The sequence below is a fragment of the Chitinophaga horti genome, from assembly GCF_022867795.2.
In the GTDB taxonomy this organism is placed as follows: Bacteria; Bacteroidota; Bacteroidia; order Chitinophagales; family Chitinophagaceae; genus Chitinophaga; species Chitinophaga horti.
This window is the reverse complement of sequence record NZ_CP107006.1, coordinates 2581078-2594626: the sequence shown is the minus strand read 5'-3', so window position 1 is coordinate 2594626 and position 13549 is coordinate 2581078. Positions and strand designations below refer to the sequence as shown.

Below are 13549 nucleotides of genomic sequence, written 5' to 3'. Positions count from 1 at the left end.
ACATGAGAAGATATTGGACGATCATTTGCCTGTTTTTCATGGCAGGCGCCCAGGGCCAGCACCGGGACGTGTCCCTGGAAAGAATGCAGGAGGTGTACGAGGAGGTGAAAACGCCTTTTAAGTATGGATTGGTAATCGCACCCGACAGTGGTCGGCTGGCGGATTGTCCGTCTGTGTTTAAGCAGGGTAAATCATGGTACATGACCTACATCGTTTTTGACGGCCGGGGTTACGAAACCTGGCTGGCAAAGAGCAGCGATCTGCTTCAGTGGACGAACCTCGGCCGCCTGTTATCTTTCTCGGATAGCACGGGCAGCGAATGGGACGTTCATCAGAAGGCTGGTTACATTGCCTTACAGGATCCGAAATGGGGAGGTTCCTATAAATTGAACAAGTTCAACGGAAAGTATTGGATGAGTTATATCGGCGGCAAGGAGAGAGGGTATGAGACAGGTGTGTTGTCAATCGGTATGGCCAATACCTCCCGGGACATAACGAAGCCGCATGAGTGGCAGCGTTTGCCAGCGCCGGTTTTGAAAGCTGCGGATGCGGACGTTCGCTGGTGGGAGAATAAAAAGCTGTACAAGTCGAGTGTGATATGGGACGAAAAGAAAACACCGGTCACCCGTTTGTAATGTATTATAACGCAAACGGGGATACGAGCAACAATACGCCTAAGTGGCGCTGGTTCGAGCGAATAGGAATGGCTGTTTCTGACGATATGGTGCATTGGAAACGTTTTGGTATAGAACCGGTGATGCACCACAGGATAGGCCTTACAGGTGATGCGGTCTTACAAAAGATGGGTGATTTGTGGGTGATGTTTTACTTCGGTGCATTCTGGGAAGGCCGCAAAGATGCGTTCAACCGTTTCGCCTGCAGTTACGATCTCGTACATTGGACCGATTGGCAGGGGGAAGACCTGATCCGCCCCTCTGCGCCATTCGATGATAAGTATGCGCATAAAAGCTTCGTCGTAAAGCACAATGGCATTGTATATCATTTTTATTGCGCCGTGGATAAGAAGGACAGGAGAGGGATTGCGGTCGCCACCTCCAAAGATAAAGGCAGTAGTAAACTGTAGGCATGAAAGGAAAGTATTTTTTTAGTTTGATAGGCTGTCTGTTCGCCATGCTGACTGCCTCCGCGCAGTCGCCGGAAGCCGTATTCCGCCAGCCGCCAGAAGCGGCACGCCCCTGGGTATTCTGGTACTGGATGCATGGTGCCGTATCAAAAGCAGGTATCAAAGCCGACCTGGAAGCGATGCGCGAAGCCGGTATTGCCGGTGCCTATCTCATGCCCATCAAAGACACTTCCTCAAGAGTTCCTTTTGCCCCGACGGTAAGGCAACTCTCACCCGAATGGTGGGAAATGGTACGTTACGCCATGCAGGAAGCAAAGCGCCTGCAACTCAAGATCGGCATGCACTTCAGTGACGGCTTTGCACTAGGCGGCGGTCCGTGGATAAAGCCGGAGCAATCGATGCAGCAACTCGTATGGACCAAAACGTATGTACGTGGGGGTAATAACGCTATTTATCTTCCGAAACCGGAACATCGTGAGGGTTTCTATATAGACATTGCCGTATATGCATATCCTTTAGCGCATACGGTCCGCAAGCAACAGCCAGTGGTAACTACGAGCAACGGCACGCCTGCACAATTCCTCGCCACTCCTCAAACCAGCTCTTTCCGCTGTGACTCCACATGCTGGATCCAATATCGGTATACAGACCCATTCACTTTACGTTCACTCATGATTCGTACGGGAGGCAATACGTTTCAGGCTTTGAGACTGATGCTGCAAGCCAGCGATGACGGTATCAACTTCCGCCATATCACCCGCCTCGACCCACCGCGACATGGATGGCAGGAAACAGGCATCGATTATACCTTTGCTATTCCGCCCACTACCGCTTCTTATTTCCGTTTCGTGTATGATAAGTCCGGCACGGAGCCAGGCGCAGAAGACCTCGATGCTGCGAAATGGAAACCGTCCCTGAAAGTAACGGGTATCTATCTAAGTGATGAATCGCAGATCCATCAATACGAGGCAAAAAATGGCAGCATGTGGCGCGTAGCGCATACTACCACCACAACGCAAATTCCCGAAAAAGAGGCGGTGCCGCTAAGCCAGGTGCGAAAACTCGACGCCAAACTCGATAACGACGGCCGCCTGCATTGGACGCCGCCGCCCGGCGATTGGGTGATATTACGCATCGGGCATACATCTACCGGGCATCGTAATGCTACGGGCGGTGCTGCTAGTGGACTGGAATGCGATAAGTTCAGTGAAGCCGCCATCAACCTGCAATTCGACAGCTGGTTCGGACAGGCATTCGCTAAAACTGATCCTGGGGTCGCCAAAGATGTGCTTAAATACTTTCACATTGATAGCTGGGAGTGCGGCAGCCAGAACTGGTCGGCCACCTTTCCAGCCGAATTTCGCAAACGCCGTGGTTATGACCTGATGCCGTACCTGCCAGTAATGGCGGGCATCCCGGTAGGGAGTGCAGCCATGGCAGAAAAGGTGTTGTATGATGTGCGCCGAACGATCGCGGAACTTGTGCGCGATGTGTTTTATAAAACATTGGCCGCCCGTGCCCATGCAAAAGGTTGCGAAATCAGTATGGAGAGCGTGGCTCCGGTTATGCAGAGCGATAACCTGTTGCACTACCAGCATGCAGATTTGCCCATGGGTGAGTTTTGGCTGAATAGCCCGACGCACGACAAGCCGAACGATATGCTCGATGCGATCAGTGGCGGCCGTATCTATGGTAAAAACGTTATCGCCGCGGAATCCTTTACTTCTGTGCGTATGAACTGGGGCGAGCACCCCGGCAATCTTAAGATCGTAGGTGACCGCAACTTTGCGTTGGGCATTAATAAGATGGTCATTCACGTATTCACACATAATCCCTGGACGGAAAAAAAGCCCGGCATGACGCTGGACGGCGTCGGGCTTTACTATCAACGTGATCAAACCTGGTTTAAACAAAGTAAGGCGTGGATAGCTTACCTCGCGCGCTGCCAGTCCCTGTTACAACTGGGGCGGCCGGTGACGGATATAGCCGTATTCGCCGGCGAACAACTGCCTCGCCGCGCTTTGCTGCCCGACAGGTTAGTGAGCAGTTTACCTGGGCTGTTTGGGCCTGAAAGAATGACTACGGAACAAAAGCGCCTGGCGAATGACGGCCAGCCTTTGCGCACGAAACCGGCAGGCGTTAACCACTCAGCAAACATGGCTGATCCGGAGGATTGGGTGAATGCGCTCAACGGCTATCAGTATGATTCTTTTAACCCGGACGTGCTGATGCAAATGACCGTGAAGAACGGCCGCGTGGTGTTGCCGGGTGGCGCGAGTTACACGGTGCTGGTATTTCCGCTGGTCCATCCTTTACAGGCCGACGCCGGACTTTGGTCGGTCACATCCGCAAAACAACTCGCCAGGCTGGTGCGCGAAGGGGCTACTGTCTTGATGGATACGAAAACGCCGGTTACAGGCATCGGCATCAAAGACAAAGATGCCGCCGTAAAACAGGTGTTTGCAGATTTGATAGCAAACACCGGGAAGGGGAAGTTTATCCAGCTTCCATACATGGCGACAACGCTGCCCGTAAAAAGAGACGTGGAGCGTCATAATACAGGCGGCCGTTTTGCCTGGACGCACCGGGCCACAAGCGATGCCGACATCTACTTCATATCGAACCAGGAAGACAGCGCCCAACTGTTCGTCCTGTCGCTGCGGGCAACGGGCAGCGTGGTAGAGGTGATGGATCCGGTAGATGGCAGCATACGTTCGGTCGGTGTTGGTGCGGATCAACGCATTCGTTTGCAGATGGCAGCTGCGCAGTCGCTTTTCCTGGTCGTACGGCAAGGTGTCGGTACCAAACGGGGTGAAGTTTCCGCTACAGGCAATGTTAGGACGAGCGCCGTTACCGGAAGTGCTGTGGGAATGCCACATCAAAGCAATGCCAGGGCGAACGTCGATCGCAGCGGTAATGATGTTCAAATTCCGCTATCAGGCAGTTGGCGCGTTCATTTCGACACAGCCTACGGCGGACCAGCAACTGCGGTAACGATGCCCGTCCTCAAATCCTGGTCGCAGGCTGACGATCCGCGCGTACGATACTATTCAGGCACGGCAAAATATACGCAAGCATTCACGCTGCAATCCATGCCCAACGAAAAACGCATCTTCCTGGAAATAGATAGTATATTCAATATCGCTACCGTGCGCATCAACGGCGTAGACTGCGGCACGCTCTGGACGCCGCCCTACGAGCTGGATGTGACGAATGCGGTGCGAAAAGGCGACAATCAAATTGAGATAGAAGTAAGTAACACCTGGCACAATCGCCTGATTGGTGATCAACTGCCCGGTGCAAAAAAAGTAACGTACACCACCGCTCCTTTCCGGCTGAAAGACCAGCCATTACTGCCTGCTGGCATCACCGGGAAAGTGCAACTCGACATAAGATGACAAAAATCCTTTTCCTGTTAAGCATGCTTTTCTGCGGAACTGCATTTGCACAGGCAGATCCATCCTATAATATCGTATGGCATAGTCCCAGTGACCATGCAGGCGCCTCCATGCCCTGCGGTGGTGGCGATATCGGGATGAACGTGTGGGTGGAAAAGGGAGAGTTACTCATCTACGCCGCCCGCAGTGGCAGCTTCGATGAACATAACGGGTTAATGAAAGCCGGCCGCCTGCGTATCCGCCTTACTCCGAATCCATTCGAAGGAGAGGACTTTCGGCAGGAGTTGCATTTACAGGAAGGCTATGTGAGCATATCTGGCAAACACAAAGGCACGCAGGCGACCGTTCAGATATGGGCCGACGTACATCAGCCGGTAGCGCATATTTCCATCAAATCGAATCAACAAATAAAAGTAGACGCGGGCTATGAAAGCTGGCGTTACCGCGACAGGGCAGTAGCATCCCGCGAAAACTTCGGTAACTCCTGGAAGTGGGCAGCACCGAAGAATAACATCATCCGGAAAGATTCGGTAACGTTTGAGAAAGGAGGCGTACTATTCGTGCATCACAATAGCGACTCCACGATCTTCGATGCCACGGTGGCGCAACAACAGCTGCAGCCGGTCAAAGACAGCCTGTATAATCCCTTAAAAAAACTCGCTTTCGGCGGCCTGTTCTACGGAGATGCCTTCATCCCGTCCGGCACGTACGAAGGCGTTTACGCGAATACCGACTTTAAAGGATGGCGGCTCATCTCTAAACAGGCCGCTAAAAGCCACCAGCTGCACCTCGCGCTGCATACGGCTCAAACGAACGATGTAAGCGCCTGGCGGCAAACATTGCAGAAATTAACAGTAACCGATAAACGAAGCGCAACGCTAAATCGTCAATGGTGGCAGGCTTTCTGGCAGCGTAGTTTTATAGAGATTGATCCGGGCAAGAAAGACAGCACCGCCTGGCAGGTAGGCCGCAACTATCAGCTGTTCCGCTACATGCTTGCGTGTAATGCTTACGGTAACTGGCCAACGAAGTTTAACGGCGGCCTGTTAACCGTCGATCCGGTGTATACCGACACGGCCATGAAACTCACGCCAGACTATCGCAACTGGGGCGGCGGACTGCACACTATGCAGAACCAGCGACTGGTGTACTTCCCGATGATACGCTCCGGCGACTGGGACATGATGCAGGCGCATTTTGAATTTTACTATCGCATACAACGCACCGCGGAACTTCGGTCAAAAGTTTATTGGAATCACGACGGTGCTTGTTTTACGGAGCAGATGGAAAACTTCGGTCTGCCCAACTTCGCCGAATACGGCCAGAAACGCCCTGCCGGGTACGATCCTGGGATGGAGTTCAACGCCTGGCTGGAATATGAGTGGGACACGGTGCTGGAGTTTTGCCTCATGATGCTCGAACGGCAACGTTACACCGGCAAGCTGGACCCGCGCACCATCCCCTTCATCGAAAGCTGCCTGCAATTCTTCGATGAACACTACCAGTACCTTGCCCGCAAACGTGGCAGCAAAGCGCTCGACGGGAACGGCAAGTTAGTACTGTATCCTGGCAGCGCGGCGGAAACTTACAAGATGGCGTACAACGCCAGTTCCACCATCGCCGCCCTAACAACGGTCACAAAAGGTTTGGTGAATGTGTTGGCGAACGATACAGCCCGGCTGAAGTGGCAGCAATTCCTCCAACGCATCCCACCGATAGCTTACACTCAAATTGATGGCCATACGACCATTGCCCCCGCCAAAAGTTGGGAGCGCATCAATAATGTAGAATCGCCACAGCTGTACCCGGTATTCCCCTGGGGAATGTATGGAGTCGGCAAACCCGGACTGGATACCGCACTCAATACCTGGCACCAAGACACGAGCGTCATTAAATTCCGCAGTCATGTTGGTTGGAAACAGGATAACATCTGGGCTGCCCGCCTGGGCCTGCGGGAGGAAGCCTGGCGCCTGACGGCCTTAAAACTGCAAAATAGCAGCCGCCGTTTCCCGGCATTCTGGGGCCCGGGTTTCGACTGGGCGCCCGATCACAACTGGGGTGGCAGCGGGATGATCGGTTTACAGGAAATGCTGTTGCAGACGGACGGAGATCGTATCCTGCTATTCCCAGGCTGGCCGGGAGATAAGGATGTCCACTTCAAACTACACGCACCCCGACAAACAACGGTGGAAGCAACACTCAAAGATGGAAAGGTCGTCTACCTGCAAGTGGAGCCCGCAACGGAGGCGCACCGCGTAGAGGTGATGCTCAAATAAGAATAGCGTGGGAGATTCACTCCCACGCTATCCGAAAAATATACTACCAGTTATCTGTCCGGAAACTCGATACTGGGAAACCTTCTGTGCTAAACAGATCACCAACAGTGAAATCCCTGAACGCATAACGTACGGCCACTGGTGTAGCTACCTCCGCCGCTGACACTTGCACGGTGCCGGTTTTGATCACCGCTTTCGCGGGATAGAATTTTTTGTCCGCACCGGCGACCTCGAAACCTTGCAATGGTTTTCCAAATGAAGTGAGCCCGTTGGGCGCATCTTTAAATTTGATCGTGGCAGTATTCCCATTTACCAACAGCGAATCGAAATCCGGGCTGGTGTAGCCAAAACCTTTGTGTCCATAGGTTTTCGCCAAAGCCATATAGGCAAAACGTTTGCCGATTACTTCTTTGTTTGCAGGGTGAATATTCTTTTCATCCGGCACATCCATGACTACGACCATGCCACTGTTCGGAATGGCATGCGCCGCTTTACGTTGTGCGTCGCGGAGGTAAGCGGAATTACGTTTTCCTTGTTCCGCATCAGGCAGCGTCGTGTAACGGAAGGGCGCAATCTGTACAAAATAGAAAGGGAAGTCGCCAATCCCGAACTCTTCGCGCCAGGACTTTACCATCGCGGGAAACAACGTTTCATACTGATCGGGGCGATCGGCGTTCGATTCGCCCTGGTACCAAAGGCAGCCTTTGATGGCGTAACCAATGAAAGGATGCAGCATACCGTTATAAAGCGTAGTGGCGTTCTTGTTAGTCAGCTTCGGGGTGTCTGCAACCGGAACAGGAATATCGGGGAATGCTTCCAGTGCCTTGCCGCTCATAAAAGCTTCAGCCGGCGACCCGCCATATGTAATGCATACCAGTCCAACGGGTACGTTTAAACGTTGCTGTAATATCCGCCCGAAATAATAACCTGCTGCACTGAAGTTAGCGACAGATTCCGGACTGGCGGCCTTCCAGCTGCTGCTTTTAGCCGTGTCCTGGGCGTGTAGCTGTACGGAGCGAGGCATGCTGAACAACCTGATCTTATCATTAGCGCTATTAAATACAGCGTCGTTCGATCCTTGTATTGGCTGGTCACGAAAGCCTTTCATCGGCATATCCATGTTAGACTGCCCGCTGCAAAGCCAAACCTCACCGATCAATACGTTGTTGAGGGTGAGCGCCGTGCCGTCAGAAATCGTAATGTTGTAAGGTCCGCCCGCTACGGGTGTAGCGACTTTCAACTTCCACTTACCATTGGCATCGGCCTTTTGCGTGTACGACTTTTTATTCCAGGAGGTCGTAAGTTTTACCATACTACCGGGTTGCGCCCAACCCCAGATGGCGGCATCTGTTTGTTGTTGCAGCACCATATTGTCTCCAAAGAAGTAGGGGAGCCGCACTTTTGCGGCGAGGGGCTGCGCGGCAGCCAGGGTAAAGCAAAGTAACAAAGCCGTTAGTGCACGGCTCTTTAAAATGGTTATCATGTGTTTGTTTTAACGGTGTTGGTGGCCTCAGGCCGGTGATTTACGCTGGTCGTTGTTCAGTAAACGGTATTTCTTAGGCGACATCCCGATTACCGCCCGGAAACGGCGCGAAAAGTAATACGGGTCGTCGAACCCAATACTAAAAGCGATATCTTTCACCGAACGGTTCGTAAAATCCAGCTGCTGACAAGCCTTTTGCATTTTCAGTTGCACAAAATAATCAATGGGCGCATAACCCGTCTTCTGTTTAAAAAGATTGGAGAAACGCGAGACGGAATAGTTGAACTGTTTCACCAGCTCGTCCAGCGATATCTTATCATTAATACGCTCCTGCATATACAGGATGGCATTGTCCACGCAGTCAGACTTATCCGTCATACTCGCCTCGTAATGGCGCGTGTTGTAGATGAACAGGTTGATGAACTGCACCAGGCACATGTTGGCGAAGTGCAGATTATCAAGGCTGTAGCCCAGTTCGAGTGTTTTGTAAATCTTGTTAAACAGCGGGATAATATCGCCATTATTCTTGATATACATCGGTTCGAAGTGTTTCTGCACGGTTAACATATCATTAAATTCCTGCAGCGACTCCCCGCCAAAGTGAATCCAGTAAATACTCCAGGGCGAATCTTCACTACTGCCATAAGCATGTTCGGTATTATGCGGAAGGATAAAGAATTCGTTGGGCCCTACTTCATATCGTTTTCCCTTTACCTGGAACCAGCCGTGGCCGTCCACGCAATAAAAGATAAAACTCTCCGGTAATCCTTTTTTGCGGTAAGTGTAGTGGTCCTGCGCTTTCGGATAGTACCCGATGGAGCGGATGTGCAGGTGCTTCATCAGGTTGTTGTTCTGCACCTGTGCTTTTAAAACGGTCTTTGGGATCTCGATACGGTGTCGGCCAATACCATACCAGATGTTTTTGTGAGATCCTTTTTTGTTTTCAATCTCTTTCTCGGTCATACAGCGACGTGTTAATCATAAAAGTGGAACCTGTCGGTATGGTCAAGTTAAGCGATATTCGGAAAATGCGCAAGTCTTCCCGAAACATAGATTTGGATACAACTCCCGTAGATCGCGCTACTTTTCCCGTCACGCATGGTCGCACCTTTGTGTGAACAAAAACGAAAAGAGATGAGCAATATCGAACAAAGGAAACTGGGGAGCCAGGGATTAACCGTTTCGCAGATTGGCCTGGGTTGTATGGGTATGACTGTTTTTACGAGCGGTATGGAAGTATACGGGGCCTCCGACGAGTCGGAAGCAATAGCCACATTACATCGCTCGCTGGAGCTGGGTGTGAGCTTCCTCGATACGGCAGACACATATGGACCTAATCTGAACGAGCGTCTGATTGCTAAAGCAGTGGCAGGAAAAAGGCATCGGTACACCATCGCAACGAAGTTTGGCTATGAAATCGATGCGGACGAGCAGCTTACCTGGCAGATCAATGGCAAAAAGAGCTATGTAAAGTCGGCGGTAGAACGCTCTTTGAGGGCACTTAACACAGACTATATAGATTTGTATTACATGCATCGCCTGGATCCTAATACGCCTATCGAAGAAACAGTGGGGGCAATGTCCGACCTTGTAAAGGAAGGTAAGGTGAAGTACATTGGCCTGTCGGAAGTGGGAAGCGATACCATACGCCGCGCACACGCTGTACACCCCGTTACAGCGCTGCAATCAGAATATTCTATTTTCGAGCGCAGTATTGAAGAGGAGGGTATTATTGATACGCTTAATCAGTTGGGCATCGGCCTGGTGGCCTATTCGCCGCTCGGCAGGGGATACCTGACAGGCAGCATCCAGCGTGAACAAGATTTGCCCCCGGGTGATTTTCGCAGGAATATGCCTCGCTTCCAGGGGGATCAACTGATGAAAAACGTAACGCTGGCAAACGCACTTGGAGAAATGGCGAAGGAAAAGGGAATCAGCCCGGCCCAGCTGGCGGTTGCCTGGGTACTGGCGAACGGCCATGTACCCATCCCCGGTACAAGGAAAGTTAAAAACCTGGAACAGAACGTGGCCGCCGCCGCCGTAAAGTTATCGATGGAAGATATGCGCAAATTGGAGTCAATCGTACCGATTGGAGCCGTCCATGGTGAAAGATATGATGCTACATCGATGAGCATTGTCGGTAAATAGGAGGCATTTAACGGGCGAGTCGTTATGGATTCGCCTATTTTTACAGGAGACAAGCCGGATGATCATGAAGAAAGAAGTTCCTTATCACGTTAAATCAGTGTCTGAACAACACCGCATATTATCGTTGCCAAAGCCTCATCATCCATTGGTGAGCGTGTTTAATTTTGATGAAATGCAATATAATGCAGACCAACAATACCGTAACATACTCCTGGACCTTTACTGTGTTTCTATTAAACGGAATGTGTATGGGAAAATGAAATACGGGCAAAATCATTACGACTTCGATGAAGGGGTAATGGTTTTTACCGGCCCCAAACAGGTTGTTTCCAACATTCCCGAAAATCATAAACCGTCAGGCTGGTGCCTGGTGTTTCATCCGGATTTTATACGCAAACATCCGTTGGGCGCGAAAATCAAAGAATACGCATTTTTCAGTTATGCCGTGCATGAGGCCTTACACCTGTCTGCAGAGGAAGAGGAAACGGTGATCAACATTATGAAAATGCTGCAGGCGGAGAGCGCGAAGAATATCGACGGTTTTACGGAGCCCGTGATCATCTCATATATTGATTTGCTGCTTAGTTATGCCGACCGCTTTTACAACCGGCAATTCATCACCCGCAAAACATTGAATTCTGATTTGTTATCTCGTTTCGAAGCCTTGCTGAACGATTATTTCGATCACCCTGAGCAGCAGGAGATGCCCTTGCCCACGGTGCATTACTTTACGGACAGGCTGCACTTCTCACCAAATTATCTCAGTAACTTATTAAACAGCCTTACCGGGAAAAGTACACAGCAGCACATCCAGGATAAACTGATTGAAAAAGCGAAGGAATTACTGGCCACCACCGAGCTGTCTGTAGCTGAAATCGCCTACACGTTCGGGTTTGAGTACCCGCAATCGTTCAATAAATTGTTCAGGAATAAAACAAAGCTGTCGCCGCTCGCTTACCGTAAACTGCTGCACTAGTGCTGCTGCCTGGTTTTGCGGTATAATTTCATCAGGCGCAGATGCGGATACATTTCCTTGGATGGGTCTTCATAACTATACACCGTGTATTCGCAGAAGTAATGCGAAATGTATCGCGACACCATGGCCACCGCTAATACCGGCAGGAAGAGCGTAAAGCCGCCCGGCACCAGGTTACAGGCCAGGAACAGGGCCGTCAGCGGCGCATGTATGGCAGCACTTAATGCTGCTGCTACGCCGAATATCATGAAGTTGATAAAAGAGAAGTTCGCATGAAAATAGTGATTGCAGATCAATGCCACAAACACCCCGATCGTCGCACCCACAATAATACTGGGGGCAAACACACCACCGTCGCCACCCGCACCGATGGTCAATGAAGCGATCAGCGGTTTGATCAGCGCAAAGCAAAATAATAATGCCAGCAGTTTAACAGAGAAAGCCGGCGCGCCCTGGTGCAGCATAGAATTTACCGCATGATAACTGTCACCGAACAATTGTGGTAACAGGAAGATGCTGATGCCTACGAGGAAGGCCGCAATGTTCACCCGCATGAAGTTATTGGTGATCTTCGCATACTTCGTTTTGATTAGTACCATCACCCGTGTGAAATATACCGCCATCAGCGCGCTCAGTACACAAATCACCAGGATGGCCGGCGTCGCGGCAGGGTTCCAGGTCGTAACAGGAATGTTGAAAAGATACGCGTGCGGCAAAAAGTGCGCTGCCACAATGGAGGGTATAACCGCCACGATACAGGCAAGCAAAATGCTTTTGTGCGACCTGCGCGCAATTACTTCCACCGCGAACAAGATGCCCGCGAGCGGACTGTTAAACAGCGTAGCCACACCGGCCGCCACACCTGCGGCGATCAGTTCTGTTTTGTAACGCCTGGCGATGGCCGTTTTCCGATGTGCTGTTGCGCCGATAGCCGCTGTAGACACCACCGTCGACACTTCCACGCCAGTAGACCCACCGGATATCACTGTTATAAAGCCATTGATGAAGTGGGAGGGTACTTTATAAAAAGGAAGTTCTTCTTTGCGCTCCTTAATGGTACTGTAAATTTCTTTGATCCCTTTGTTCTGTTTTCCGCGAAACAAATATTTGCGTGTGAAGTAAATCACCGTCATTCCCACGGAAGGAATAAATATAAACCAGTAAGAGGCACTGGATAAATGGGTAAAAACATAAGTTTCGGCTTCTTCCGTCGCATGTTTGAGTAAAAAGGCCAGTAGGGTGGAAAGCAGGCCGGTCAGCAAAGATACTCCCACCAGACCCGCCAGCTTTTTACGCTGTATACCTGATCTGTTGTCCATCACATATTTATTTGAAAGGCGGCCCAAAGGTCGGCATTTCCAAGCGATAAACCTGAGGAAATCCTAGAACTGGACTACATTGTCCCGTGTGTCATGGTAGAAAAGCACCGACCAGTGGGCCTTGCGGGCCTCCTGTTCCCATTGCTCCCGCAGGTGCATCGCCGTTTTACCGTCCGCATCGTTCTTATACGCCCAGTTATGCTCCAGGTAGTAACGCTGCGGGAGGTTATCGCCGCCATAGAAGGCCGTTTCCCCGCCTTCCCGAATGAAAAAGTGCTGGTGGAAAGGGCAGTGGCCGCCATCCATTTCGAAAAAGATGTGTTCCGATAACTGGCCCTTGTCTTCATTGAGTAGCTGGAGATTGGACAACTGCTGTAATTGCTGTAGGGCTGGCTGGTTAAAGGAAGGATTGTTTGTCTGCGACAACGCATGCTCCAGCCCGCGCCGCTGTGCATAGATCTTCGCGTTGGTATAAATCCCCGTAGCGCCGCTGCCAATCCCATTCGTATGGTCTTTATGAAAATGCGAGAGCAGTACATGCGTTACCTGCTCCGGCCTGTAACCGTGCTGCCGTATCAGCGAAACAACTACGTTCACTCCGTCGCGTTCCGCGCCCGTACCAGTGTCCATCAGTATCAAATCCGTACCCGCTTCTACCAGGAAAGGGCAGATGCCCACCTTCGTGCCATCGCCGGGAACCCTTGCCATGCCGGGCGTGATCGGTGTGAATACCTTTTGCTTATTCACGATATAACTTCCTTCGTACAGTGCGATGATTTTCATGTGAACACAAAGTACGTAATAATGGCTGGCTTGTCGTAATCCACCCACTATTTGTCCGGTTACGGCCCCTCCCAAATGACGT

The 13549-nt window shown here is 51.1% G+C and carries 10 protein-coding genes; 6 read left to right on the top strand and 4 right to left on the bottom strand.

Annotated features, from left to right (window positions below; genetic code table 11):
• The first annotated feature begins 2 nt into the window (after nucleotides 1–2).
• Genes MKQ68_RS10510 through MKQ68_RS10495 form a run of 4 tightly spaced genes read left to right on the top strand, consistent with a single transcriptional unit; the run spans nucleotide 3 to nucleotide 6758 of the window.
• Nucleotides 3–635 carry a glycoside hydrolase family protein gene (locus MKQ68_RS10510; protein ID WP_264283254.1) on the top strand — a complete coding sequence of 211 codons (633 nt, stop codon included), beginning with the start codon at nucleotides 3–5 and terminating at the stop codon, nucleotides 633–635.
• Entirely contained in the window at nucleotides 599–1084 is a 486-nt protein-coding gene (locus MKQ68_RS10505; RefSeq protein WP_264283253.1) for a glycoside hydrolase family protein, read from the top strand. Before MKQ68_RS10510 ends, MKQ68_RS10505 begins: the two co-directional genes overlap by 37 nt.
• Before the next feature lie 2 nt (nucleotides 1085–1086).
• On the top strand, nucleotides 1087–4482 hold the full coding sequence (locus MKQ68_RS10500) for a glycosyl hydrolase (RefSeq protein WP_264283252.1): 3396 nt from the start codon (nucleotides 1087–1089) through the stop codon (nucleotides 4480–4482).
• On the top strand, nucleotides 4479–6758 hold the full coding sequence (locus MKQ68_RS10495) for a DUF5703 domain-containing protein (protein WP_264283251.1): 2280 nt from the start codon (nucleotides 4479–4481) through the stop codon (nucleotides 6756–6758). The genes MKQ68_RS10500 and MKQ68_RS10495 overlap by 4 nt, the downstream gene beginning before the upstream one ends.
• 43 nt (nucleotides 6759–6801) lie before the next feature.
• On the opposite strand, the gene MKQ68_RS10490 is transcribed toward MKQ68_RS10495, so the two are convergent.
• Nucleotides 6802–8241 (bottom strand): sialate O-acetylesterase, encoded by a 1440-nt coding sequence (locus MKQ68_RS10490; RefSeq protein WP_264283250.1) that lies wholly within the window; start codon nucleotides 8239–8241, stop codon nucleotides 6802–6804.
• A gap of 27 nt (nucleotides 8242–8268) precedes the next feature.
• Nucleotides 8269–9204 carry an AraC family transcriptional regulator gene (locus MKQ68_RS10485; RefSeq protein ID WP_264283249.1) on the bottom strand — a complete coding sequence of 312 codons (936 nt, stop codon included), beginning with the start codon at nucleotides 9202–9204 and terminating at the stop codon, nucleotides 8269–8271.
• A gap of 171 nt (nucleotides 9205–9375) precedes the next feature.
• Between MKQ68_RS10485 and MKQ68_RS10480 the strand changes: the two genes are divergently transcribed.
• Nucleotides 9376–10389 (top strand): aldo/keto reductase, encoded by a 1014-nt coding sequence (locus MKQ68_RS10480; RefSeq protein ID WP_264283248.1) that lies wholly within the window; start codon nucleotides 9376–9378, stop codon nucleotides 10387–10389.
• A 64-nt stretch (nucleotides 10390–10453) separates the two neighbouring features.
• On the top strand, nucleotides 10454–11365 hold the full coding sequence (locus MKQ68_RS10475; RefSeq protein WP_264283247.1) for a helix-turn-helix domain-containing protein: 912 nt from the start codon (nucleotides 10454–10456) through the stop codon (nucleotides 11363–11365).
• Here the strand turns inward: MKQ68_RS10475 and MKQ68_RS10470 are convergent.
• Entirely contained in the window at nucleotides 11362–12684 is a 1323-nt protein-coding gene (locus tag MKQ68_RS10470; RefSeq protein WP_264283246.1) for a chloride channel protein, read from the bottom strand. The two genes, MKQ68_RS10475 and MKQ68_RS10470, sit on opposite strands and share 4 nt — an antisense overlap.
• 63 nt (nucleotides 12685–12747) lie before the next feature.
• Entirely contained in the window at nucleotides 12748–13467 is a 720-nt protein-coding gene (locus MKQ68_RS10465; RefSeq protein ID WP_264283245.1) for an MBL fold metallo-hydrolase, read from the bottom strand.
• Between the last annotated feature and the right edge of the window lie 82 nt (nucleotides 13468–13549).